The sequence below is a fragment of the Amycolatopsis sp. WAC 04197 genome, from assembly GCF_003947475.1.
GTDB lineage: Bacteria > Actinomycetota > Actinomycetes > Mycobacteriales > Pseudonocardiaceae > Amycolatopsis > Amycolatopsis japonica.
The window spans coordinates 469320-493254 of sequence record NZ_QHJK01000007.1; the positions used below are offsets into that span (position 1 = coordinate 469320).

Genomic DNA, 23935 nt, shown 5'->3' on the forward strand with positions numbered 1-23935 from the left:
ATGCACTGTGCCCATGAAGATCCGTTCCACCACCGCCGACGACCGCGCCGTCTTCGTCGACACCATGTTCACCGCTTTCGCCCGGTTCCCGGACACCGCGGGCGAGACCTGGTCCGCGCTCGAAATGGACCGCGGCCTGCTCGCGGTGTCCGAGGACGGGAGGCCGGTCGGCACGGCCGCGGCGTACTCCTTCGAGCTGACGCTGCCCGGTGAGGTCGTCGTGCCTGCCGCCGGGGTGACCGCGGTCGGCGTCCTGCCCTCGCATCGTCGGCAAGGCGTGCTCAGCGCGATGATGCGGCACCAGCTCGCCGACTTCCGGGCCAGGGGCGAATTCCTCTCCGTCCTGCTGGCGTCGGAGGCCCTGATCTACCGCCGGTTCGGCTACGGACCGGCGACCTACACCCGGCGCCTGACGGTGCAGCGGCACCGCGCCGCCCTCGCCGTCCCCCGGGCGGCCGAGGTGGCCAGCGGCTCGATCGAACTGCTGCGCCGGGCCGACTGCGGCGAGATCCTGGAAGCGGTCTACGACCGGTATCGCCGCGCCAGGCCCGGCGCGCTGTCGCGCCCGCACGGCTGGTGGGAAGCGGGGGCCGGGCAACCCCCGATCTCCCGGGCGCAGCGTCACGTCGCCGTGCATCGCGACGCCGACGGCGTCCCGGACGGTTACGCCTCCTATTCACTCACCGAACCCGACACCCTGACCGTCGACGAGACCATCGCCACCGACGACGCGGTCTCGACGGCACTGGCCAGGTTCCTGCTCGGGCACGACCTCGTCAGCGAAGTCGTGTTCAAGCACCGCCCGCTCGACGATCCGCTGCGCTGGCAACTCGAAGACTTCCGCGCGGGCGAACTCGGCGGCGACACGGACTGGCTGTGGGTGCGGCTGCTCGACGTCCCCCGCGCGCTCACCGCCCGCGGCTGGTTTACCGACGGCGAGCTCGTCCTCGACGTCGGCGACCCGGCGCTCGGCGAGCACGGCCGCCATCTGCTCACCGTCCGGGACGGCGAGGCGGCCTGTGTCCCGACGGAGCGGGAACCCGATCTGTCCCTCGACGTGAGCGATCTGGGCTCGATCTATCTCGGCGGTACCACTCCGAGCACACTCGTGCGGGCGGGTCATATCCGCGCCCACCACCCGGAGGCCGCGGCGATGGCCGACGCTCTGTTCCGCACCGAGCGTCCGCCGCACTGCCTGCACTGGTTCTGATCGCGAGAAGGGCGCGGTCTCAGAGCGCGGACGTTCGTTGACACCCCAAAGTGCCACTGCTCTACTCGGACGCATGCGCTGTACGGCCTGAACAAGTGTCGCTCATCTTAGAGAAACACCCGGGAATTCCGGGCGCTCCGCCCTGCCCGGAATTCCCGTTCGCCCTCGCACAGAACGGAATTCACCCCATGACCACGACCGAGCCCCGGATCCGATCCGCCAATGAATGGCTGTCGGCCGCGAAGGAGGTCGCCGCGGAACTCGCGGTGAACGCGGCCGAGCGCGACCGGAAGAACGAAACGCCCTACGCGGAAGTCCGGCTGCTCAAGGAATCCGGCCTGGTGACGCTGCTCGGCCCGGTCGAGCACGGCGGAGGCGGCCAGAGCTGGGAGACCGCCTATCGCGTCATCCGCGAGGTCGCCCGCGGTGACGGCTCGATCGGCCAATTGCTCGGCTACCACTATCTCTGGGCCTGGGCCGCCCGCCTCGTGGCGACCGACGACCAGATCGCCGCCGTCGAAGAACTGTATACGCGAAACGATTTCTTCTTCGGCGGCGCGGTCAACCCCCGCGATTCCGATCTGAAGATCACCGAAGACGGCGACGAGATCGTCTACAATGGACACAAGTCGTTCTCCACCGGAAGCAAGGTCTCGGATCTGACCGTGCTGGAGGGCGTCCTCGAAGGCACCGAGGACCACATCTTCGCGATCGTCCCGTCCGGCCAGGACGGAATCGTCTTCCACGACGACTGGGACAACATCGGCCAGCGGCTCACCGAATCGGGCAGCGTGACCATCACCGACGTGCGCGTCCCGTGGGCGAGCGCGGCGGGCTACGTCGACAAGAAGTTCCACCCGCTGACGTACAACACGCTCAACGTCCCGGCGATCCAGCTGGTGTTCGCCAACTTCTATCTCGGCATCGCACAAGGCGCCCTCGAAACCGCGCTGGCGTACACGCGCGAGCACACCCGGGCGTGGCCGTACGGCGGCGACAACAAGCCGTCCGCCGGCGAGGAGTGGTACATCCTCGACGGCTACGGGGATCTCCAGTCGAAGCTGTGGGCCGCCGAGGCGCTGGTGGACAAGGCCGGGACCGCGATCTCCGCCGTGCTGCACGCTCCGCGCGAGGAACTGACCCCCGAGGCACGCGGCGAGATCGCGGTCCTCATCGCCGCCGCCAAACAGCGCGTGATCGACACCGGCCTCGAAATCGGCACGAAGATCTTCGAGCTGACCGGCGCCCGCGCGAGCGCCACGAAATACGGTCTGGACCGGTTCTGGCGGAATCTGCGGACGCACTCCCTGCACGATCCGGTGGCGTACAAACGCCGGGAAGTCGGTGCTTACGCGCTCCTGAACGAACTCCCGGAGCCCACCTGGTACACCTGAGTCCCGGCGAAGTGACTTCTGGGCACACCGGCGAGCCGGTGTGCCCAGAAGGCCGGATCACTCCTCGAAGCCCTCGTCGCCGCCGTCGAAGACGTCCTCCATGACCTCGCCGAGGATCATGCCGCCGACCACACCGGCCGCGGCACCGGCGACCACACCGCCCATCCCCGGACCACGCCTGCCGTGGTGACCGTGATGACCGTGGTGGTCGTAGTCGTGGCCGTAGTGCTCCTGGTGCCCGCCGAACATGGCGTGCCCGCCGCCGGATTCGGCGACCTTGGCCAGCCAGCCGTCGATGGCGGCGGCCCAGTCGGTGCGCAGCGCCTCCTCGTGCGAGACGTGGAAGCGGCCGAAGGAGTCGCCGCCGGAGCGGAACATGCCGCCGCGCCTGTCCGCCTCCAGCACCACCACGAGGTCGTCGGGGCTCGCGACGAAGGTCAGCTCCACCTGGCTGACCCGGCCGGCGTAGCGCGACGGCGGGAAGAACTCGATCTCCTGGAAGAATCCGAGCTCCTGCCGCACACCGTGCAATCGCCCGGCCTCCACGTCGGCGCTGCGGAAGGAGAAGCCCAGCTCGCCGAACGCCTCCAGCACCCGGTCCTGCGATTCGAGCGGCCCGACGAGCACCGGGTCGAGGTCGCCCTTGTCCGGCGCGCCGGCGATGACGAGTTCGGTGCGCACGCCGACGACCATGCCCGGCAGCTCACGCCCGCCCACCGCGCTGATCGGCGTCTCCCACGGCAAGGCGATCTGGAACGGGACGGTCGTCAGCTGCCCCGCCGACACCCGTACCTTGCGGCCCGCGCTGACCCGCAGGAACTCCGCGGTCCCGGCCCGCTCGTGGTCGCCGTGCTCGACCTCGACCCTGGTGACCAGCGAAAGCAGGATCTCCTCGATCTGGGCGTCGCTCGAACCGCCCTGGATGCGGACCTGGCCGGTGATCACCTCGCCGGGGACGGCGTGCGGCGAGTCGAGCACGGTGTCGACGGACGGGCCGCCGACCCCGAAGGCGCTGAGCATCCGTTTGAACATCAGGGATTTCCTCCGCTGGGTACTGGAACAGGGGGGTACCGGAACACTTCGACTACTACCGAGATCCGTCGCGGCACGCCAGGCAAACCGGGTTAAAAACCCCTAAACGGGCGCGACGTCACTACCTTCTCAGATCGGCCTGGCGGACGTCGTGCAGGTGGATGACGACGTCGTACGAGCGCCCGAGCGAGATGTCCGCCGGGTCGACGGGGAACAGCGTGCCGATGGTGCGGGTGGGCCGGGCGGTGTCCAGCCAGGCGCGGGCGGCGGGCGGCGCGGTGCGCAGGTCCAGGTAGAAGTCGTCGAACCGGACCCGGTCGAGGGTGTGCTCGTTCGTCCCGGACGGCGCGGCCGGGACGGAGAACGGCTTCCACTCGCCGCCGATCGCGGTGTCCTTGGACAGGAAGGAACCCCGGTCGAAGCTGAACCCGATCGGCAGGTAGCCGCGGCCCAGCGTCTCGCGCAGGAAGGCGCCTTGGGTCTTCGGGTAGATCGACGGCATGTCGGGGATGTACGCGACGTGGGCGTTGTGGGCGGAGAGCAGGATCTTGTGGCCGGTCCGCCGCTGCCACCAGGCCACGTTCTGCGCCATCGCCTGGTCGCGCAGGATCTGGGCCGCGGGCAGCCCCTTCGGATCCGCGAGGTCGACGGCGAGGAAGCGGGCGGTCTGCGCGACGAACCGGGCGTGCTGCTCGGTCCAGCCGTGGGCGTCCGCGCCGGTCAGCCCCTTGACCAGCTCGAAGGCCTGCTCCGCCTGTGTGGCGAGCCGCCGTCGCTCGTCGACGGGTTTACGCACGTAGGCGAACGCGTCGTCGATCGGGCGCAGTCCCGTGTACAGCTCGTTGAGCCGGGGCAGCGCCTCCGGATGATGCCTGCCGATGTAGTCGGTGATCCGCGCGAAGAACGCGTCGTTCACCGAAGGCGCGCCGAGGTCGTCACCGACGAAGTGCACCGTGCGATCGGGATGCGCGCGGTTGTGATCGCGCATCCACCGGATCAGGCTGACGAACTCCTCGCGATCCCACGGGGATCCGGCCAGCGTGCGCTTCGCGATTTCTCGGGCGTCGCCGCGCCCGGTCTGGACGTACTCGTCGATCTCCAGGCCGGCGGACCAGCTGAGCTCCAGCGCGAAGGCCCGGAACCCCTTTTCCTCCACGAGGTAGCGGAACACCCGCTCCTTCATCGTGAAGAACTCGTGGGAGCCGTGGGTCGCCTCGCCGAGGCCGACCACCTTCGCGTCGGCGATCATCCCGCCCAGCGCCCGGAGATCGGCATTGTTGCGGCCCGGTTCGGTCGAGCGCAGCGGATGCGCCGCGCGGTCCAGCGACCGCACCGGATCCCGCCAGGTCGTGGTCGTGTCCGCCGCGAGAGCCGGACTCGTCAAGGGAGCGAGCACCGCTCCCGTCACCACCACGGCGGCGGCCACCACTCCACGTCTAGCCCACCGTTTCCGGCCGTCCTTCATACCGTTCACCCCTTCGTTCCGCTGTCGAAATCGATCATCGTCGACGGAACGGTGGGGGCGCATTGAAGCAAAGCTCCTACTTGGGGTGGGGTTTTCCTCACCCCTTGGGAAGCGGGTGGACCCCGCCGCCGGGGTGTGGGACCCGGCGGCGGGAATCCACCCGCGTTTATCTCCCTCCGCAGCGGCTGTCCGTCACTCCGCGCGCCACAACGCGGGTGTGGACGGCGGCTCCCAGCCGGGCTGGGCGGTGTGCGCCTGCAAGCACACGTAACCGCGACCGCTGTAGGTGACCCGGGCGCCCGCAGAATAGCCGGTTCCCGCCGCCCAGGTCGTCCCGCCGGGCGGGTTGGAGGTCGAAGTCGACGTCGTCGGCGTCGTACTGGTCGGCCGCGAGGTCGACGTCGGCGTCTGCGGCACGTTCAACACGAAGTCGAACGCCGCCTCCTTGGCCGTACCCGCGTCCCGGACGGTCATCAGCAGCCGCGGATCGAAGATAGTGTCGGTGTTGTTGCGCGGCTCGTTGGGGAAGTAGAGCTGCGTGGTCAGCACCGGCCTGCCGGGCGCCTGGACCTTGACGTGGATGTGCCGCGTACGACCGGGGTACAGGCCGGGCACGATGGTGCTCAGCGAGAACGCGCCCTGGTCGTTCGTGAACTGGTGACCGCGGAAGGTGTACCCCACGTTGTCGTAGGCGCCGTTGACGTCCGCCTGCCAGAAGTCCAGCAGCGCCCGCGCGATCGGCAGGCAGCCGAGCCCGAACACGTAGCCGGACACGGTGAGCCGCGTTCCCGGCGTGCCCGCCGTGACGAGCGAGGTGCGCTGCGGGGAATTCGGCTTGAAATAAGGACCTTCGGTCTGCGGAATGGTCGGGTCGTCCCCGTCGTCGCAGTACGGGGTCAGCTCGGGTGCCTGGCCGCTCGCGACGGTGGTGCGTGCGAGAGCGGGGCCGCCGATCAACGCGACCGGAGCCGCCACACCCGCGGCGATCGCGGCCTTCAGCACGGTCTTCCGGCTGAGCTTGTTCTCTTCGTCCATACCTGCTCCTCGTGGGGGCTTCGGGAATCACCCTCGACGGTATGGAGAAGATCAGCTGCGGACGATGGACTGGTTTGGTCAGTCGTGGTGAATCTCCGGGGGCGCGTCTCCGGTCCGGCGGTAATCACCGGGGCTCAACCCCGTTTCCCGCCGGAAGAACCGGCAGAAATACGCGGGATCCGCGAAACCGACCCGGCTGGCGACCTGCCGCACGGTGAGATCCGTGCCGAGCAGGAACCGTTTCGCCTCCCGTGTCCGCGCCTCGCGCATCAGTTGTGCCGCCGTCCGGCCGGTCGCCGTTTTCACCGCGTCCGTGAGATATCCCGGCGTGACCCCGATACGTTCCGCGAGCGCGCCGACCGACCAGAGCCCGAGGTCGGGTCTGCCGAGCAACCGGGCGAATTCCGTGCCCACCGCCTGCGCCCTGGCCGGCGGACGCGGATCCGCCAGGCCGGGAAGCCGTCCCGCCCGCACGATCAGCACGTGCATCAGGGCCCGCAGCACCGAATCGGTTCCCTGCCCGCCACAACGGAATTCCTCGTCGAGTTCGGCGACCAGCCGCGCCGTCTCCTCGGCCGCGCGTTCGTCGAGCCGCCACGGCTGCTGGCTGAGCCTTCGCAGGGTTTCGCGATCCGACGGATGTTCGAGCAGGAAATCGTCGGTGAACAACACGACGAATCCGGTGAGATCGCGGGCATCCCAATGGTGCACCTGCCCCGGTGTTATGACCGCGAGTTGCGGCGGTCCCAATTCCCAGCGGGTGAAATCGATGACGTGGTCACCGGTGCCGCCGGTGACATGGACGATTTCGTAGAAGGTGTGCCGATGCGGGAACGCCGCCCGCGACATCGGCCCGATCGTGTCGAAGGTGCCGACCGTGAACGGCAGGGCGTCCGGCGCGCGGACCTCCAGCCGATGCAGTGGCAATTCCCCCGCCTTCGGTTTCAGGCAAGGCGTCCTCGGCAACACCGTCGTTCCGCGCATGGACCGGTCCCTTTCACCACACTGGGGAATGAAAAGTCTAGACCAATGTTCGCGCCGTGACTGCCGACGGAAGTCGCTTCTCACCCGCCGGGTACAGTCGAGATCATCGACGCACGTCCGAAGGGTCACCACGCGATGTCTCCCACCAAGTCGCGCGGTCGGGCCCGATGGTCGCTCGGCGCGTTCGCCGCCTTGGCGCTGGCGTGCGCCGTGGCCATGGCGACGGCGGGCACTTCCCACAGCGACCTCGAGATCTACCGTTTCGGCGTCGACACGCTGTGGAACGGCGGCGATCTCTACGGCGCGTTGCCGCTTTCCGACGCCGGCATCCCCCTGCTGTTCATCTACCCACCGTTCGCCGCGTTGGTGCTCACTCCGCTGGCAGTGGTGCCGTGGACGGGCGCGGTACTCCTGCTGTTCGCACTCAGCCTGGCCGCGCTGGGCATCACCTTCTACGGGATCGTCCGCACGCTGTGGCCGTCCGGGGACCGGCGGAAGGCGTTGCTCGTCGCGTCGCTGGCGATCACTCCGGCGCTCTTCCTCGAACCGGTCCGCCAGACCCTCGGTTTCGGCCAGATCAACCTGTTGCTGATGGGTCTCGTCGCGGCCGACTGCCTGCTGGCGCGGGGCCGTTACCGGGGCATCGGAGTCGGTCTCGCCGCGGCCGTCAAGCTGACGCCGATGGCGTTCCTGCTGTTCTTCCTGGTGCGCAAGGACTTCCGTGGCGCGCTGACCGCGGTGGGTACGTTCGTGGCCGCCTCGGCCGTCGCGTTCGCGGTCGCACCGGAGGCGTCCGCGCGCTACTGGTTCGGCGGGCTCGCCGGGGCGTCCGGGATCAGCGGCACTTCGTTCCACACCAACCAGACCCTGCAAGCGGTGCTGGCGCGCTTCGGCGTCGAGTCCGCCGCGAAGCCACTCTGGATCGTCCTCACCGGTGTGCTGCTGGTGCTGGTGACGGTGACCATGTACCGCTCGGCACCGGTGCAGGCGCTGCTGCTGAACGCGACGTTCGCCCTGCTCATCTCGCCGACGTCGTGGTCGCATCACTGGGTGTGGATCGCCCCGGCGCTGTTCACCACCATCGCCTTCGCCGTGCTCAGGCGCCAGGATCGCCGCAAAGCGGCAGCCTGGCTAGCCGTCACCGGCGTCGTCGCCACGATCTTCGTCGCGGCCCCGTTCCGGTACTTCCCGGCCTTCGACCGGCCGGGCCAGACATGGACGACCACCCAGCAGTGGCTGGGAAACTGCTACGTCGTCGCGGGCCTGATCTTCCTCGCCGTCGCCGGTGTGCTCGCGCTACGGAAGCGGTGGACCCGCCGCCGTCTCGCCTGAAAGGACCCCGATGCTCGACCTGACCGGTACCACCACGCTCGTCACCGGGGCCAGCGGCGGGATCGGCCGCGGCATCGCGCTGCGGTTCGCCGAGGCGGGCAGCGCCGTCGCCGTGCACTATCACCGGGACGAGTCCTCGGCGCTCGCCGTCGTCGAACGGATCCAGGAGGCGGGCGGCACCGCGAAGACGTTCGCCGCCGACCTCACCGACGACGGCGAATGCCGACGGCTTGTGTCCGCCGCCGCGGCCTGGACCGGACGACTGGACACCCTGGTCAACAACGCCGGCGTGCAGCCGATCGAACCCCTGCCGGAGATGTCGGCGGAAAGCTGGCGCGCCGTCCTCGACGCGAACCTCACCAGCGCGTTCTCGTGCACCCAAGCCGCGGCCGCGGTGATGAACGGCGGCAGCGTCATTCATATCGCCTCGATCGAAGCGACCCAGCCCGCGCCGGGACACGCGCACTACAGCAGCGCGAAGGCCGCCCTGGTCATGCACGCCCGCGCCGCCGCGCTCGAATACGGCCCGCGAGGACTGCGCGTCAACGCCGTCTCCCCCGGCCTGATCGAGCGCCCCGGCCTCGACGACGCCTGGCCGGAGGGCGTCCGCCGCTGGCGACAGGCCGCGCCGTTGGGCAGGCTCGGCACTCCCGGGGACGTGGCGAACGCCTGCCTTTTTCTCGCTTCGCCGCTCGCGTCGTGGATCACGGGGCACAACCTCACGGTGGATGGAGGTGTCTCCGCGCGTCCCACTTGGTGATCGCGGCCGATCTGGTCCAGGTGATGCGGCCGGCAGGCATGATGCACGGGTGGCACGGCACTTAACGACGGGGATGAGTCCTCGTAGGAAGCTTCCACGTGAATCCTTCAGCATCCGCTTCGGCGAATCAAGCCACCGTTTTATTGAGAACGATATAGTCTGAACGTACGATAGTACAGGTGTTCGAACCGGCGTACCGTTGATCTTGTGTCCAGCGACGATGCATCCCCGAAGACGTCCACCGAGTGGTGGCGCGTCGACACGGCGACGCTGCATGCGCGTAAACAGGAGCTCGAAGTTCTTAAGCGCCGACTGGATGCCGAGCAGAACGCGATCCTCGCGGAAATCAATTCCCGCGGGATTCGGGGCTGCAGCGGCCATTCGACGCTGGCTGGGCTGATTCTCGAGGATTTCCTGGTGTCGGACAAGGAAGCCGCCGTCCGCGCCGATCGGGTGCTGGCTTTGCATGCTGGTCCGTCGATCGGTGGCGACCCCGAGCCGCCGTTGGCTCCGTTGACGGCCGAGGCTGCTGCGGAAGGTGCGATCGGCGGCGGTCAGATCGATGCCATCATCAAGACTCTCGCCCGCATCCCGTCCAGTGTTCCTGAGGACGATGTGCGGGCCGGGGAGAAGATCCTCGTCGAACTGGCCAGACATGCGGGGCCACGGCAGATCGCCCGCGCCGGACGCCGCCTGCTCGACGAACTCGACCCCGACGGCAAGGAACCCCGCAACGAGGACCCGAAAGAGACCCGGCCGGAGCTACGGTTCGTCAAGCACCGCGACGGCACTCTCGGCCTCAAGGCGAGACTGGACCTGGAAACCTACGCCCGCCTGAAATCCGACCTCGATCCAATGGCCAAGCCGCACAAGGCCATCGACGGCGTCCGGGATTCCCGGACGCAGGACGAACGTTACGGGGATGCCTTCACCGACTACGTCCGGTTGAAGACCTCCAGCCGGAATCTTCCCGGCCAGGCTGGGGAAGCGACGCACATCCTGGTCACCATGTCCTACGACGACCTGATCCGGGACATCGGCGAAGCCCACCTTGACCTTGTCGGCCCGATCAGCGCCACCGACGCCAGAATTCTCGCCTGTGACGCCCGCGTCCGGCCTGGCGTCCTCGGCACCGCAGGCGAACCCCTCGACATCGGCCGCTCCAAACGCACCGTGTCACTGGCGCAGAAATATGCGCTCACCCTCCGGGACGGCGGCTGCGCGTTTCCCGGCTGCGACATGCCCGTACCGCGCTGCACCGCCCACCACATTGTTTTCTGGCGGCACCACGGCGAAACCAAAATAGACAACCTCGTCCTGCTCTGCACCAAACACCACCGGCTGATCCATCGCAGCGAGTGGAAAGTCCAGATCGCCCAGGACGGACTCCCGGAATTCACCCCGCCCACCTACCTCGACCCGGCCGGGACACCAAGGAGGAACACCATGCACCTCAGAACGTAGGCCGACCCCAGCCTCCGAAAGTCAGCGGCTCCGGATCTCGGCCCCACGCTTCAGATTCGTCACCAGCGCCGTCGACTTACCCGTGACGGCGGCCGCGAGTGGTCGTTCGAGTCCTGGGAGCCGGGCCACGTGAAGGAACGCCCGGCGCGCCAGGAGCAGGAACCGATTGGCGGGCAGGAACCATCGCGCGCCTCGCCGGGCGACTTGCTGCTTTTCGGTCACCACCGGGCGGACCAGACGCTCGTACTCCGCGAGCGCGGTCTCGATCGAGGGCGCCCGGGTGAGTTGCTCGGCCAGAACGAACGCGCCCGCGATACCCAGTGAGGCGCCCTGACCGGCGAGAAGTGAGACGGCGTAACAAGAATCGCCGACGAGCACGACCCGCCCTCGGCTCCAGGAAGACATCTCGATCTGCGCGACCTGGTCGTAGTACACCTCGCTCGGCGGCGGGCACAGGTCGAGCGCCTTCGGCACCGCCCAGCCGAGCGAACCGTAAGTCGCGCGCAGTGCCGCCCGCGCGTCGTCCGGCAGGGCCGGATCCGTCGTGCGGTGCACGGCGAACGCCGCGAGTTTGCCGTCGCGGAGACCGTAGAAACCCATCTGCATCCCGACCGTGTCGGTCAGACAGAACCGCTCGCCCACCTGCGCGCGAATTTCCTCGTCCTCGAAAACGAAGGCCGCCGTATGAAAACCGAGATGACGCAAGAACCGGCTCTCTTCACCGAAGACCAGCCGCCGCACGGTCGAATGGATGCCGTCGGCCCCGACCAGCAAGTCGGCTTCGAGGGTCTCGCCGTCCGCCAAAGTGACCCGCACGCCGTCGTCGAGATCCTCGACGCCGGTGACCCCGGCACCGAATCGGACGTCCACTGTGGACGGAAGACCGGTGCGCAGTACCCGTTCCAGATCCGGCCGCATGATGCTGCAGAGCCGTCCCCGCACCGATTTGGCGAACTGGACGTAGTCGATCGCCGCCCGGCGGCGGCCGCGCTCGTCCAGCAAGCTCGCCTCGTCCACCTGATACGCCGCTTCCTCCACCTGGGGCAGCAGTCCCATTTCCTCGACGGCGTCGAAACCGGGGCCGAAGAAGTCGATCATGTAACCCTGTTGCCGCGGCCCCGCGGCCCGTTCCAGCACCACGACTTCGACATCCAGCGCCGTGAGCCGGTGCGCCAGCGCCAGACCGGTGATCCCGGCCCCGCAGATCGCCACCTTCATGGGGGTCCCTCCCTTTCGTTCAGCCGACCAGCCTGCGCAGGACGGCCGGGGAGACGATCCGGCCGGACTCCGGTCCGAGCGCCCGATGCAGCAGAAGCCCGTCCACCGCGGCGAGGAGTGCCGCCGCCGTGTCCTCGGCGTCGGCCACTCCCCGCTCCGCCAGCCACCCGCCGAACCTGGTGCGCAAGCCGGCGAGCAGCTCGCGGATGCCTTGGCGCAAGGTGTCATCGCGGGTCGCGGCGAGATAGGCCTCGGCGAACAGCAACGACATTGGGTCGGTGCCGGAGTATTCGCCGACCGACGCCAGCAGCGCGTCCACCGCCTCCGCCGGTGTCTCGACGGACTCCAGCGCCGGCTCGAAAGCGACCGCGACCTCACGCATCGCGCCGAGCACCGCCTCGATCATCAAGGCCTGCAGCGACGGGAAGTGGTAGTGCACGACGCTCGGCGTGACACCCGCGCGCTCGGCCAGGATCCGGGTGCTGACCGCGGACCAGCCGAGTTCGGGCACGAGCGCGACGGCCGCTTCGAGCAACCGTTGCCGGACGAGCTTGCCACGTGCCGCGGCCGGGGATCCTGCCACCGTCATCTCCTAGGGCGTTCGTCCTGTACGACTGCCCTGATCGTATGCCCGGATCCGGCCGCGGTGCAAACTCATGCCCTCTTCGGCCCGCGCCTGGGGTTCACTCTGAAACTCCCGCACGGGGCAAAAATGACCTCTTCCTCCCCCGGAACGGTCGCGAAGCTTGCTCTTCCGAACCCGTTTCCTGGAGGACACATGGTCTCGAAACCCCGCCTCGCCCTGGGAATGCTCGTCTTGGCCGCCTTGGCGGGCGGGCTACTCGCCTTGCTCATCTCGCTCGACGTCGGCGCGTTCTGGGCCAAGACGCTGCCGCTCGTCTTCCTGGCCGGTGGCGCGGCGTTCGCGCAGTCCCTCGGGTTGTTCAACAAGCCATCGAAGGACTGAGACCGAACGTCAAACCCGCTGCGGCGCGAAGGTTCGTCGGTAGTCCTGCGGGGAAACGCCGACGACGTTGTGGAAATGGTGACGCAGCATGGCTCCTGAGCCGAAGCCGCAGCGGCGCGCGACCTCGTCGATGCTCATCGTCGTCTCTTCGAGCAGCGACCTCGCGTGCAGAACCCGTTGTGTCGAAAGCCATCGGTGCGGTGTGGTGCCCGTCTCCGCGACGAACTTGCGGGCGAAGGTGCGTTCGGACATCCGGGCCCGGCGGGCCAGATCGGCGACGGGATGTTCGTGGTCGATGGTGTCGAGCATCCAGGCGAGCACCGGCTGAAGGCTGTCCCCGGTGCATTCCGGGATCGGCACCTCGACGAACTGGCGTTGCCCGCCTTCCCGTTGCGGGGGCACCACCATGCGCCGGGCGATCGCGGTGGCCGCGGCGGAGCCGAGTTCGCGGCGGACCAGATGCAGGCACGCGTCGATACCGGCGGCCGTTCCGGCACTGGTGATGATGTCGCCGTCGTCGACGAAGAGGACGTCCGGATCCAGCTTCGCCTCGGGAAAACGCTTCCGGAACCGCTCGCTGTGCCGCCAGTGGTTCGTGCACCGCCGCCCGTCGAGCAGCCCCGCGGCGCCCAGCACGAATGCACCGGTGCACACCGAAAGCAGCGTTGCCCCTCGCGCCGAAACCGCACGGAGCGCCTCGAGCACCGCGGGTGGGTATTCGTCACGCACGTCGCAGGCAGGGACGACGACGAGGTCCGCGTCTTCGGTCGCTTCGAGACCGTGTTCCGGGGTGACCTTGACGCCGTGACCGAGGCTCAGCGGCTCCCCGGCGCGCTCCCCGCACACGCGGAAGTCGAGCAGCGGCACGCCGTCATCGGTGCGGTCGTAACCGAACACCTCGCAGACGACACCGAACTCGAAGGCGGCGAAGTCGTCCAGCAGCACCACGGCGACGCTCTTCAGCATGCCCGAAGCATAGCTGGCAGGATTTTGACGCACAACGACAGAACTGCCACTTTTGGCAGGATGTCGAGTGGCGCAAACTTACTGCCATGACCGCAATCATCGTCACCCTCGCCCTGATCGCCCTCGTCACCTACCTGCTGGAGCGCAACCACGCGCGGCAGGGCCGCCCGGACACCGCCGGCGGCGACCCGCTCGGCCGGCCCTTCTGGAAAGGTGGCGCCACGGTCTGAAATCCCCGACGCGGTCACCGCTCAGGCGGTGACGAGCGTCAAAACCGAGGGATGCGAGGAAATCCTCGCCAAGGAACCCCCAGTTCAGCAGGGCTCTCCGCGAAAAACTCGGCTCGATCCCCCGACCACCGGTGTCACGAGGGACACGTTCCCCGCCGAGACCGTCGAACGAACGCACATCCGCCGAGGTCAGACCCACAATCACCGGTTTAAACCTCTTCGCCCGCATTTTCTGCCGGTTACCAGTTTTCTGGTTAGGGTGCAGTGGTGCAAACGGGTTAACTCGGGCGGAAGGAGATCGCGCCGTCGTCGGCGCGTGGCTGAACATGAGTTCGCAGGACGGTAAACAAGCGGAAGAAGAGGTCGTCGCGGAGACCGCGTCGGATCTCGCCCACGCGCCGGACACGACAGGTCCGGGGCACCCGCCCGATGAGCACGTCCCGCTCGACCTCGCCGCCGAACGACCCGCCGAAACCGACCGGACCGTTTTCGGTGTGGCGGCTGCCCTCGCGCTCGCCATCATCATCTGGGGTGTCCTGTCCCCCGAGAGTCTCGCGAGTGTCGCGTCGACCCTCCTCAACGACGCCGTGATCCCGTACGGCGGCTGGGCCTTCGTGCTGACAGCGAGCGGTTTCGTCCTCTTCGCGGTCTGTCTGGCCATAAGCCGCTACGGCCGGATCCCGCTGGGCGGGGACAAGGAACTCCCCGAATTCCGGACGTCGTCGTGGATCGCGATGATGTTCAGCGCCGGCATGGGCATCGGCCTGATGTTCTTCGGGGTGTACGAACCGGTCTCCCATCTCGCGAGCCCGCCCCCGGGTACCGCGGCCCCGAACTCCGACGAAGCGGTCCACACCGCGATGGCGACGACGTTGTTCCACTGGACCGTGCACCCGTGGGCGATCTACGCCGTCGTCGGCCTCGCGATCGCTTACAGCACCTTCCGCAAGGGCCGCAGCCAGCTGATCAGTTCGGTGTTCGCCCCGCTGATCGGCAAGCGGCGCACCGAAGGCCCGCTGGGCAAGGCGATCGACATCATGGCGATCTTCGCGACCCTGTTCGGTTCGGCCGCTTCGCTCGGTCTCGGCGCGCTCCAGGTGGGTGGCGGTATGGGCGCCGTCGGCTGGATCGACGATCCCGGCAAGGGACTCCTGGTCGCGATCATCGCGATCCTCACCATCGCGTTCATCGCTTCGGCGGTGTCCGGCGTGGCCAAGGGGATCCAGTGGCTGTCCAACATCAACATGGTGCTCGCCGCGGTGCTCGCGGTGTTCGTGCTGGTGGTCGGCCCGACCGTGCTGATCCTCAACATCGTGCCCGGCGCGATCGGCGACTACTTCCGCGAACTGGCGGAGATGTCCGGCCGTACCGGGATGACCGGTGGCGAGGAGATGCAGACCTGGCTCGGTGGCTGGACGGTCTTCTACTGGGCGTGGTGGATCTCGTGGACGCCCTTCGTCGGCATGTTCATCGCGCGGATCTCGCGCGGCCGCACCATCCGGCAGTTCATCTTCGGTGTCATCGCGATCCCGAGCATCGTGAGCCTGATCTGGTTCGCGATCTTCGGCGGCGCGGCGATCAGCAGGCAGCGGGCGGGTACGGACATCGCGGGCGCGGGCAGTGCCCAGTCGGCGACGTTCGAGCTGCTCGAAACGCTGCCGTGGTTCGTCCCGATCGCGATCCTGGTGATGATCCTGGTGTCCATCTTCTTCGTCTCCGGCGCGGACGCGGCTTCGGTGGTGATGGGCACCTTGTCCCAGCGCGGGAGCGTGCACCCGAAGAAGGGTGTCGTCATCTTCTGGGGCGTGCTGATGGGCGCCGTCGCGGCGGTGATGCTGCTGGTCGGCGGGGACAAGGCGCTGACCGGGCTCCAGAACCTCACCATCCTGATCGCGGTGCCGTTCGTGTTCGTGATGGTCGGGTTGTGCGTGTCGGTCTGGAAGGACCTGCGCAACGACCCGCTGATGAAGCAGGAAGACGCGATGATGTTGTCGCTGAAGGAACTGCACGAGGAACGCACGAACGGCCACGGCCGTCGTCGCATCCTCGGCCGGTCGAAACAGCGCACCTGAGTCGGTGAAAGTACGTGAAGGCCCCCTTCATTGCGTCTAGCGCAGTGAAGGGGGCCTTCACGTACTTCAGGCGCGTCCGATGGCGACGAAGGCGCACAACGCGAGGTACCCCAGGTCCAGCAGCGCGATCAGGGGCTCGCGGCGACGCCACCGGACGATCAGCGCGCCCGCCATGACCAGCGCCAGTCCGAGGGCCGCCAACGGCACCAAGGCCGGCGCGATGTCGAGCAGCGCGGGAACGACCAGGCCCACCGCGCCCAGGATCTCGACCACCCCGATGAACTTCACCGTGCCCGGGCCGAAATCCAGCACCCATCCCGCGCCCGAGGCCACTCCGGCGACCGTTTCCCTGCGCAGGAACAGTTTCCCGACACCGGACACGAGATACATCACGGCCAGCAGACCGGCGACGATCCACAGTGCGGTCTCCATCAGTGCGCCGCGAACTGGCCGGGCGTGTAGTCCCCGGCGGGCTGCCGGGTGATGACGTTCAGCCGGTTGAAGGCGTTGATGAGCGCGATCTGGGCCACCAGCGCCACGAGCTGGTCCTCGTCGTAGTGCTTGGCGGCGGCCTCCCACGCCTCGTCGGTGACACCGCTGCCGTCGGCGAGACGGCAGCCCTGCTCGGTGAGTTCCAGCGCGGCACGTTCGGCCTCGGTGAAGACCGTCGCCTCACGCCAGCACGCGACCAGGTTCAGCCGTGTCGTGGTCTCCCCCGCGTGTGCCGCGTCCTTGGTGTGCATGTCGAGGCAGCCCGAGCAGCCGTTGATCTGGCTGGCGCGGATGTTCACCAGTTCCCTTGTCGCCAAAGGAAGTTCGCTGCCGTCGAGCACCTTCGCGGCCGAGACGAAGTGCTTCACCAGCTTCGGCGCGAGAGCGGTCTTGAGGAATTCGAGCCTTGCCTGCATGGGATTTCTCCTTCTCGTCGGTCCTTCACTTACTTCGACGAGGAGGACTCCCGAGAGGTAACACCCATGGCCGCGAGGCGACGTGGATCACTGACCGAGTCGATTCCGACGATGCGGCCGTCGACGATGGTGCAGGTCATCACGCCCAGCAGTTTGCCCGTCCGGCTCCACGACACGACCCCCGGTTTGCCGTTGACCAGCGCGGGACGGGTCATGCCGGCGGCGCGCGCTCCGCGCTGGACCCGGGTGGCGACCTCGGCCGCACCGAGCCGGACGACCTCGCCGTGACGGCTCTGCGAGCGCCACGTCACGTCGGGGTCGAGCATCTCCATCAGCCCGTCGAAGTCCCCTTCGCGCGCGGCGGCGAGGAACGCGTCGACGACGGCGCGCTGCCGCGGCTCGTCGGCCGGACGCTGTCCCCGCACCTTCCGGCGGGCCCGGCTGGCGAGCATCTTCGCCGCGTCCGCGGATTTGCCGAGGATCTCGCCGATCTCGGCGAACGAGACGGCGAACAGGTCGTGCAGCACGAACGCCAGCCGCTCGGCCGGGCCGAGGGTGTCGAGCACCACGACCAGCGCCACCCCGACCGATTCGGCGAGCAGCGCGTCCTCTTCCGGCGAATCGTCGAGCACCAGCAGCTCGGGCGGCTCGTCGTAGGAGTCCTCGGGGCGGGTCTTGCGGGAGCGCAGGGTGTCGATGCAGACGCGGCCGACGACCGTGGTCAGCCAGCCGGACAGATTGTCGATCGTGTCGGCGTCCTGGCGCGCGAGCCGCAGCCATGCCTCCTGGACCGCGTCCTCGGCGTCCGTGCGGGAGCCGAGCATCCGCTGGGCCACGGCCACCAGACGCCCGCGCTGCTCCTCGAACGCGCTGGCCAGCGCCTCACCGGTCATGTCGATACCTTTCTCGCGCCGAACCCGTCATGGACATGACGAGCGCGACGCGAGAAAGGTAACCGACTTCGCTCAGACGTCGCGGATCGGCGTCTTCACGGTCTTCTTCATGCCGGGGTTCTTCGTCTCCGGCTTCTTCTTGCCGGGCTCCGGTTCCGGCTCGGTGGCCGTGCCGCCGATACCGGACTCGATCGCCGCCGTGACGATCAGGTTCCGCTCGTCGGACGAGATGACCTCGCCGTCGAGGAGTTCCTGGGTCACGGCCCGCACGTAGGTCACGAACTGGTCGTTCGACGAGTAGTCCGACTCGTCGTCGATCACGTCGTTGATCGTGCAGCCGTTACCGGTGTCGCGGTTCTCGACCTGGCTGTCCGCCGTCCCGAGGATCACGGTGTCCCGGAGGTCGGAGTCCGGGCACGCGTCCGGGCCCGGCGGCGCGGCGACGATGGTGAACGAGCCGCCCTGTTCCGCCGACACGTTGCCGGCCTTGTCCGACGCGCGGTAGGTCAGCGTGTGCGTGCCGAGCGCGGTCACCTTCACCGGCGCGGTGTAGACCGTCCAGGCCCCGCCGTCCAGCTGGTACTCGATCTTGTCCACCCCGGACCCGGTGTCCGTCGCGGTCAGGTTGATGGTCGCGTCCTCGATGTACGACCAGCTTCCGTCCAGGTCACCGCTCACCACCACCGAGACGACCGGCGCGGTGTTGTCGTCGCCTTCGACGATGGTGAACGTCGCCGTGCCTTCGGCCGAGACGTTGCCCGCCTTGTCGGTGGCGCGGTACTTCACCGTGTGCGCGCCGACGACGGTCAGCGCGAGCGGCGCCGAGTACGTCAGCCACGGGCCGCCGTTCAGGCTGTACTCGACCTTGCCGACACCGGAGCCTGCGTCGGTGGCCGTGAGGGTCACGGTCGCCTTGCCGACGTAGTTCCCGGCGGTGTCCTTGGTCCCGGTCACCTCGGACGTCACGGTCGGCGCGGTGGTGTCACCGCTGACGACCGTGAAATGCGCCATGCCTTCCGGCGAGACGTTGCCCGCCTTGTCCGAGGCGCGGTAGGAGACCATGTGCATCCCGGGCGCGGTGACCGCGACCGGAGCGGTGTACGCGGTCCACGCGCCTTCGTCCACTTTGTACTCGACCTTGTCGACACCGGAGCCGGTGTCGGTGGCGGTGAGCTTCACGGTGGCGGTGTCGAGGTAGTTGCCCGCGCCGTCCTTGGTGCCCGTCACCTCGGCCGTCACCGTCGGCGGCGTCGTGTCGCCGGGCTGCCCGGTGACGACGGTGAACGACGACATCCCTTCCGGCGAAACGTTGCCCGCCTTGTCGGTAGCGCGGTAATGGACCATGTGCGATCCGGCCGCGGTGACCGCCACGGGTGCGGTGTACGCGGTCCACGCGCCGCCGTCAAGCTGGTACTCGACCTTGTCCACGCCGGACTGACTGTCCGAAGCGGACAGATTCACCGTCGCGGAACCGACGTAGTTCCCGGCGGTGTCCTTGGTGCCGGTCACGTTCGCGGTCACGGTCGGCGGGGTGGTGTCGGCGCCGCCGCCGTCGGTGACGACGAACTCGCCCATCATCTTGGTGTGGCCCTGGATCGTGCAGTAGTACCGGTACTTGCCAGGGGTCAGCGTGACCGTGGCCTCGTGCACGCCGCCCTTGTCGTCGTAGGGGTTGGCGAGGATGTTGAGGTTGACGTCGTGGTTGTAGCCCGGCGTCGAGGTGTCGAACGTCAGCGTGTGCGACATCGTCGACCCGAGCTCTTCGGTGTTCTTGAAGACGATCGTGGTCTCACCGGCCACCGCGGTGGTCGGCGCGCTGAGGTAGTGGTCGGTGCTGTCGCCCGCGGTCCATTCCAGGGTCTGGACGGGTGCGGCGGAGGCGGGGGCGGACGAGCCCGGTAACACCAGGCCCGCCAGTGCGAGTGTCGCGGCCACCAGGGCCACGACGAGGGTTCTTGGGGACATCGCAGGGAAACCTTCCGTACAAAGGGAGACCGGCCGAGCACACGGAACCCGCGCGCCCGGCCGGTTTTCGCGCTACAGCTGCCGCACCCGGATGTTGCGGAACTCCATCAGGTCGTTGTCACCGTGGTTCTGCAGACCGATGAACCCGCTGACGAACTGCCGGAAGTCGGTGGACGGATCGCCCGCCCGCGACGAGGAGATCCCCGGCGCGTTCTCGAACTCGTTGATCACCACGCCGTTGCGGATGATCGTGTACTTCTGCCCGACGACCTTGATCTCGTACTCGTTCCAGGTCCCCTTCGGCTTCACACCCGCCTGGTCCAGCGGCCGCGGGTCGAAGTTGTAGATCGACCCGGTCTTCTGCGGCTCACCGGTGGCCCCGTCGTACAGCTGGACTTCGTGGCCGCAATAGATCGCGACCCAGGCCTGCGACGTCCTCGCCGAACCGACCGTGCCACAGCTGCCCGGCGGACGCTGCTCCAGCGGGGTGCGCGGATCCGGGAACCGGACGAACACACCGCTGTTGGCGCTGCCGGTCGGCGCGATGTCCTTGAACTGCAGTTTCACCGAGAAGTTGCCGAACTGCCGTGCCGAATACCACAGCATGCCGAGCCCGCCCGACGGTCGCAGTGACCCGTCCGGCTGGATGGCGAACTGCCCGGACGGCGCCTGCGACCAGTTGCGGAACGATTCGGCCGTGCCGTCGTAGATCGCGTCGTAGCCGGTGACGCCCTTGTTGCCGATGGGCGACGCGGCGGCCGCGGCGTTGATCTTGTCCGACTCGGCCGCGTTCAGCACGCCGAGGTCGCCCAGCCGGTCCACGGCCTGGGTGACGTGGTTGACGAAACCGGCGTGGGAGGTCCACGTGCTCTCGTCGTCGATCATGTCGTCGACCGTGCAGCCGCCACCGGCGTTGCGGTTGGTCACCCCGGTGTCGGTGTCGCCGATGGTCACCGTGGCACTGGAATCCGCCACGAGACACCCGACGCTGACCGAGTTCCGCGTGGTCACCGTCTCGCCGTCCGCGTAGGTCACGGTCAGCTTGGCGGTGTACAGACCCGTGCGCGGGTAGGTATGCCGCGGGTCGGGCTGGGTCGAGATCGTGCCGTCGCCGAACTCCCACTTGTAGGAGACGCCGCCGGACTTCGACCCGGTGAAGGCCGCGGTGAGCGGCTTGTTCTGCACCATGGTCGACGCCGCGGCCGCGGACGGCGTGGCCTCTCCGCCGGTGTAGCTGATCTTCAGCAGCTTCTGGTTGTTGGTCAGGGTGAAGAAGCCGCCGCCGTAGTCGAGCACGTACAGCGCGCCGTCCGGCCCGAACTTGGCGTCCATCCACTGGTTGAGCTTGGTGTCGCCGCCACCGGTCGGGATGATCTGCCGCACCGTCTCGGCGAACACCGGCGGATCCTGCTTCGCGACACCGTTCGGGTCGAGGGTGACCGCGATCCGGTTCTGCCCGTTGCTCTGGTCACCGATGAACCACTTGTCGTTCCAGTACGACGGCCACGCGACGCCGCTGTTGGTGTTGACCAGTTCGCGGTGGTACGTCGGCCCGGTCATGACCGCCTGGCCGCCGCCCTTGAGGTAGGGCTGCGTGTAGGTGGCCTCGGCCGCGTTGTACGTCGGGACGGAGCTGTTGGGGCGGTTGGGGAACACCGGCCCGCCGCCGTCCGGCGCGTACCAGATCATGTTCTTCTTGATCGGCGGCAGGTTCACCAGGCCGGTGTTGCGCGGCGAGGTGTTGACCGGGTTGTCGCAGTCGTACCAGCCGGTGAGCACCGCGGCGTCGGTGCTGCTGCGGTCGCGGTACGGCTGCTTGTTGCCCATGCAGTACGGCCAGCCGTGGTTACCGGCCTCGGTGATCACCGTGGCGGTCTCGTACTTGGCCGGGCCGAGTTCCGGGCTCGGCGAGGTCGCGTCCGGGCCGACCCAGGCGGCGGTCAGCCAGTTGGTCTTCTTGTCGACTTGCAGACGCGAGATGTTCCGCACGCCCATCACGTAGATCTCGGGCCTGGTCTTGTTCCCGGGGTCGTTCGCCTCGGGGAACAGGTTGCCGGCCGGGTTGGTGTAGGTACCGTCCGGTTCCGGGTGGATCCGCAGGATCTTGCCGTTGAGGTCGTTGGTGTTGCCGGCGGTGCGGCGCGCGTCCTGGAACGAGACGCCCTTGTAGTCCTGGGTCCAGTTGTTGCCGGAGTACCCGTTGGAACCCTGCGACGAGTTGCTGTCACCGGAACCGATGTAGAGGTTCCCGTCCTTATCGAAGTCCATGCCACCACCGGCGTGGCAGCAGCTGTGGACCTGGACGTCCCACGACAGCAGGTCCTTGCGGGTCGCCTGGTCCAGCGTCTGGTTCTTCAGGTCGTAGGTGAACCGCGAGACCGTGCGCTTGCCGATCCGCTTGTCGATGTCGACCGACGAGTGCGGCATCCAGTAGGCGTACATCCAGCCGTTCTCGCTGAACTTCGGGTCCAGCACGAGACCGAGGAGGCCTTCCTCGTTCTTGACCAGTTCGTCGCCGCTGCCGCGGTTGCCCATCACCTTCAGCGTGGTGAGCAGCTTCGGCTTCTTGGTGACCGGGTCCCACTGGTGGATCGTGCCGCAGCCGGCGCCGATCTCGGGGTTGGTCCAGTCGTTCGGCGCGGGCACGACGTTGCCGGCGCAGGCGGCGCGGCCGATGTAGAACACCCGGCCGTTCGGCGCGATGGTGAGCCCGTGCGGCTCGCCCATCTGGTCGAGCTGGCCGGGCTGGTTGATCCCGGTCAGGCGTTCGACCTTGTAGTTGGCCGCGATACCCGCCTTGCAGTCACCGCGCACCATGCCGGTGGTCCACTTGAGCGCGCCGAGGATGTGGCTGCGGAACTGGGCTTCACCGTAGCTCGCCTCGGTCCGGCCCATACCGCTGTAGAAGGAGCGGCCGCCGTCGTAGTCACGGCACCACGAGATGGGGTGGAAGGCGCCGTTCGCGCCGACACCCGGTTTGTAGGTCGATTCCTCGACCTGCGCGACCGTGTGCACGGTGCCGACCGGGTTGACCTCCCAGTTGAGCCACCGGTCGGTGCGCACCCACTTCTGCGGCAGGCCCGCGGTGGCCGGGTTCGCCTTGTCGAGGACGTCGACCGTGGCCTGCGCCGGGTCTGGCTCCGGCGGCGGCGGAGTGGTCGAGTTGTCCTTGAACAGCTTGAAATCGGCCAGCTGGATGAGCGGCTCGCCGCCGTTGGCGGTGATGTTCAGCCGGTAGTTCGAGTACGCCGTGGTGTTGGCGAAGGTGAAGGTCCGGCTCACGAACCGGTCCGGGAACGTCTCGCCCGCGCGAGTGTCCAGATCGATCCACGTGGTCCCGTCGTTGGAGCCCTGCAGGGTCCAGTTCTTGGGGTCACGCCCGGCGTAGTCGTTCGCCGAGACGAGCGCGTAGCTGCTCACGGCCACCGGGGCGGCCAGCTTGTAGGCGACCCAGCCAGTCGGCTGGAAGGCCAGCCACTTCGTGTTCTCGTTGTTGTCGGTGAGCTTTTCCTTGGTCTCGTTGGGCGGGTTCTCCGCGCTCGCGGTGACCGACGCGACGGCCTCCGGCGTGGGACGCGCCCCCACCGGACGGGCACCGATCAGCCCCGAGAACCACTGCGAACCGTCCTGGGCCCGCGCGGCGTCGGACAGGCCGAGGAACCCGCCACCCGCCTTCATGTAGTTCTGCAGCGAGGTTTCCTGGTCACGGTTGAGCGTGATGCCCTGCGCGGAAAGGAAAACGACGCCGCGGTACTTCGCGAGGTTGGCCGCGGTGAACACCGCGGGGTCCGAAGAGGACGAAACGGAGATACCGTTCGCCTGGCCCAGGCTCGCGATCGCGTCCGTGGCACGCAGGACGGGGTCCTTCTGGTCCGCGGCGGCGCCGTGGAAGACCAGGACGTTCACCGGGACGTTCGTCGCGGCTTCGGCGGTCACCGGCGCGATGGCCGGCGGCAGCCCGGAGGTGACGACGGCGCCGACCGCGAGCGCGGCCAGTGACCGTCTGCGGAGCCGGCGTTGCGAAAATACTCGTCTCAAGT

Annotated in this window: 20 protein-coding genes; 8 read left to right on the forward strand and 12 right to left on the reverse strand. The window is 68.1% G+C overall.

Annotated elements, in window-relative coordinates:
* Positions 1–13: 13 nt before the first annotated feature.
* Positions 14–1210 (forward strand): GNAT family N-acetyltransferase, encoded by a 1197-nt coding sequence (locus tag DMC64_RS26090; RefSeq protein ID WP_125735660.1) that lies wholly within the window; start codon positions 14–16, stop codon positions 1208–1210.
* Between the two features lie 188 nt (positions 1211–1398).
* Positions 1399–2604: an acyl-CoA dehydrogenase family protein gene (locus DMC64_RS26095; protein WP_125735661.1), complete on the forward strand. Its 1206-nt coding sequence runs from the start codon at positions 1399–1401 to the stop codon at positions 2602–2604.
* A gap of 57 nt (positions 2605–2661) precedes the next feature.
* On the opposite strand, the gene DMC64_RS26100 is transcribed toward DMC64_RS26095, so the two are convergent.
* The 4 genes from DMC64_RS26100 to DMC64_RS26115 form a co-directional block, all read right to left on the reverse strand.
* Positions 2662–3636 carry a sporulation protein gene (locus DMC64_RS26100; protein ID WP_125735662.1) on the reverse strand — a complete coding sequence of 325 codons (975 nt, stop codon included), beginning with the start codon at positions 3634–3636 and terminating at the stop codon, positions 2662–2664.
* Positions 3637–3757: 121 nt separating this feature from the next.
* Positions 3758–5062 (reverse strand): erythromycin esterase family protein, encoded by a 1305-nt coding sequence (locus tag DMC64_RS26105; RefSeq protein ID WP_233629813.1) that lies wholly within the window; start codon positions 5060–5062, stop codon positions 3758–3760.
* Between the two features lie 231 nt (positions 5063–5293).
* A complete protein-coding gene (locus DMC64_RS26110; RefSeq protein ID WP_037346274.1) occupies positions 5294–6136 on the reverse strand; it encodes a carbohydrate-binding protein in 843 nt (280 codons plus the stop codon).
* Positions 6137–6214: 78 nt separating this feature from the next.
* Positions 6215–7120 (reverse strand): AraC family transcriptional regulator, encoded by a 906-nt coding sequence (locus DMC64_RS26115; RefSeq protein WP_037346272.1) that lies wholly within the window; start codon positions 7118–7120, stop codon positions 6215–6217.
* 135 nt (positions 7121–7255) lie between these two features.
* On the opposite strand from DMC64_RS26115, the gene DMC64_RS26120 reads away from it, so the two are divergent.
* The 3 genes from DMC64_RS26120 (at position 7256) to DMC64_RS26130 (ending at position 10676) form a co-directional block, all read left to right on the forward strand.
* Positions 7256–8452, forward strand: coding sequence for a glycosyltransferase 87 family protein (locus DMC64_RS26120; RefSeq protein WP_125735664.1), 1197 nt, complete (start codon positions 7256–7258; stop codon positions 8450–8452).
* Positions 8453–8462: 10 nt separating this feature from the next.
* On the forward strand, positions 8463–9212 hold the full coding sequence (locus DMC64_RS26125; RefSeq protein WP_125735665.1) for an SDR family NAD(P)-dependent oxidoreductase: 750 nt from the start codon (positions 8463–8465) through the stop codon (positions 9210–9212).
* 207 nt (positions 9213–9419) lie between these two features.
* On the forward strand, positions 9420–10676 hold the full coding sequence (locus DMC64_RS26130; protein WP_125735666.1) for an HNH endonuclease signature motif containing protein: 1257 nt from the start codon (positions 9420–9422) through the stop codon (positions 10674–10676).
* A gap of 21 nt (positions 10677–10697) precedes the next feature.
* Here DMC64_RS26130 and DMC64_RS26135 read toward each other — a convergent pair whose 3' ends face one another.
* Together DMC64_RS26135 and DMC64_RS26140 are read right to left on the reverse strand one after the other, a co-directional pair.
* On the reverse strand, positions 10698–11894 hold the full coding sequence (locus tag DMC64_RS26135; protein WP_125735667.1) for an FAD-dependent monooxygenase: 1197 nt from the start codon (positions 11892–11894) through the stop codon (positions 10698–10700).
* A 19-nt stretch (positions 11895–11913) separates the two neighbouring features.
* Complete coding sequence (locus tag DMC64_RS26140) at positions 11914–12483, reverse strand: TetR/AcrR family transcriptional regulator (protein ID WP_199755091.1); 570 nt, start codon at positions 12481–12483, stop codon at positions 11914–11916.
* A 189-nt stretch (positions 12484–12672) separates the two neighbouring features.
* Here DMC64_RS26140 and DMC64_RS26145 point away from each other — a divergent pair, with 189 nt between their 5' ends.
* Positions 12673–12861 carry a hypothetical protein gene (locus tag DMC64_RS26145; protein ID WP_037346258.1) on the forward strand — a complete coding sequence of 63 codons (189 nt, stop codon included), beginning with the start codon at positions 12673–12675 and terminating at the stop codon, positions 12859–12861.
* Positions 12862–12870: 9 nt separating this feature from the next.
* On the opposite strand, the gene DMC64_RS26150 is transcribed toward DMC64_RS26145, so the two are convergent.
* Positions 12871–13827, reverse strand: a complete 957-nt coding sequence (locus DMC64_RS26150) for a GlxA family transcriptional regulator (RefSeq protein ID WP_125735669.1) — start codon at positions 13825–13827, stop codon at positions 12871–12873.
* 86 nt (positions 13828–13913) lie between these two features.
* Here DMC64_RS26150 and DMC64_RS43010 point away from each other — a divergent pair, with 86 nt between their 5' ends.
* Entirely contained in the window at positions 13914–14057 is a 144-nt protein-coding gene (locus DMC64_RS43010) for a hypothetical protein (RefSeq protein ID WP_199755092.1), read from the forward strand.
* A 326-nt stretch (positions 14058–14383) separates the two neighbouring features.
* On the forward strand, positions 14384–16129 hold the full coding sequence (locus tag DMC64_RS26155) for a BCCT family transporter (protein ID WP_038518437.1): 1746 nt from the start codon (positions 14384–14386) through the stop codon (positions 16127–16129).
* 66 nt (positions 16130–16195) lie between these two features.
* Here DMC64_RS26155 and DMC64_RS26160 read toward each other — a convergent pair whose 3' ends face one another.
* The 5 genes from DMC64_RS26160 to DMC64_RS26180 all read right to left on the reverse strand — a co-directional run bounded on the left by DMC64_RS26160 (position 16196) and on the right by DMC64_RS26180 (position 23933).
* Entirely contained in the window at positions 16196–16561 is a 366-nt protein-coding gene (locus DMC64_RS26160) for a DoxX family protein (RefSeq protein ID WP_125735670.1), read from the reverse strand.
* The gene (locus tag DMC64_RS26165) at positions 16561–17037 is read right to left on the reverse strand and encodes a carboxymuconolactone decarboxylase family protein (RefSeq protein WP_037346248.1); all 477 of its coding nucleotides are present in this window, start codon (positions 17035–17037) and stop codon (positions 16561–16563) included. Before DMC64_RS26165 ends, DMC64_RS26160 begins: the two co-directional genes overlap by 1 nt.
* 29 nt (positions 17038–17066) lie before the next feature.
* Positions 17067–17930 (reverse strand): sigma-70 family RNA polymerase sigma factor, encoded by an 864-nt coding sequence (locus DMC64_RS26170; RefSeq protein WP_125735671.1) that lies wholly within the window; start codon positions 17928–17930, stop codon positions 17067–17069.
* A gap of 72 nt (positions 17931–18002) precedes the next feature.
* Positions 18003–19895, reverse strand: a complete 1893-nt coding sequence (locus tag DMC64_RS26175; protein WP_125735672.1) for a copper-binding protein — start codon at positions 19893–19895, stop codon at positions 18003–18005.
* A gap of 72 nt (positions 19896–19967) precedes the next feature.
* Positions 19968–23933 (reverse strand): ThuA domain-containing protein, encoded by a 3966-nt coding sequence (locus DMC64_RS26180; protein WP_125735673.1) that lies wholly within the window; start codon positions 23931–23933, stop codon positions 19968–19970.
* Between the last annotated feature and the right edge of the window lie 2 nt (positions 23934–23935).

Coding starts and splice junctions, on each gene's coding strand:
- DMC64_RS26090 (WP_125735660.1), top strand. CDS start 14: ATGAAGATCCGTTCCACCACCGCCGACGACCGCGCCGTCTTCGTCGAC.
- DMC64_RS26095 (WP_125735661.1), top strand. CDS start 1,399: ATGACCACGACCGAGCCCCGGATCCGATCCGCCAATGAATGGCTGTCG.
- DMC64_RS26100 (WP_125735662.1), bottom strand. CDS start 3,636: ATGTTCAAACGGATGCTCAGCGCCTTCGGGGTCGGCGGCCCGTCCGTC.
- DMC64_RS26110 (WP_037346274.1), bottom strand. CDS start 6,136: ATGGACGAAGAGAACAAGCTCAGCCGGAAGACCGTGCTGAAGGCCGCG.
- DMC64_RS26115 (WP_037346272.1), bottom strand. CDS start 7,120: ATGCGCGGAACGACGGTGTTGCCGAGGACGCCTTGCCTGAAACCGAAG.
- DMC64_RS26120 (WP_125735664.1), top strand. CDS start 7,256: ATGTCTCCCACCAAGTCGCGCGGTCGGGCCCGATGGTCGCTCGGCGCG.
- DMC64_RS26125 (WP_125735665.1), top strand. CDS start 8,463: ATGCTCGACCTGACCGGTACCACCACGCTCGTCACCGGGGCCAGCGGC.
- DMC64_RS26135 (WP_125735667.1), bottom strand. CDS start 11,894: ATGAAGGTGGCGATCTGCGGGGCCGGGATCACCGGTCTGGCGCTGGCG.
- DMC64_RS26140 (WP_199755091.1), bottom strand. CDS start 12,483: ATGACGGTGGCAGGATCCCCGGCCGCGGCACGTGGCAAGCTCGTCCGG.
- DMC64_RS26145 (WP_037346258.1), top strand. CDS start 12,673: ATGGTCTCGAAACCCCGCCTCGCCCTGGGAATGCTCGTCTTGGCCGCC.
- DMC64_RS26150 (WP_125735669.1), bottom strand. CDS start 13,827: ATGCTGAAGAGCGTCGCCGTGGTGCTGCTGGACGACTTCGCCGCCTTC.
- DMC64_RS43010 (WP_199755092.1), top strand. CDS start 13,914: ATGACCGCAATCATCGTCACCCTCGCCCTGATCGCCCTCGTCACCTAC.
- DMC64_RS26155 (WP_038518437.1), top strand. CDS start 14,384: ATGAGTTCGCAGGACGGTAAACAAGCGGAAGAAGAGGTCGTCGCGGAG.
- DMC64_RS26160 (WP_125735670.1), bottom strand. CDS start 16,561: ATGGAGACCGCACTGTGGATCGTCGCCGGTCTGCTGGCCGTGATGTAT.
- DMC64_RS26165 (WP_037346248.1), bottom strand. CDS start 17,037: ATGCAGGCAAGGCTCGAATTCCTCAAGACCGCTCTCGCGCCGAAGCTG.
- DMC64_RS26170 (WP_125735671.1), bottom strand. CDS start 17,930: ATGACCGGTGAGGCGCTGGCCAGCGCGTTCGAGGAGCAGCGCGGGCGT.
- DMC64_RS26175 (WP_125735672.1), bottom strand. CDS start 19,895: ATGTCCCCAAGAACCCTCGTCGTGGCCCTGGTGGCCGCGACACTCGCA.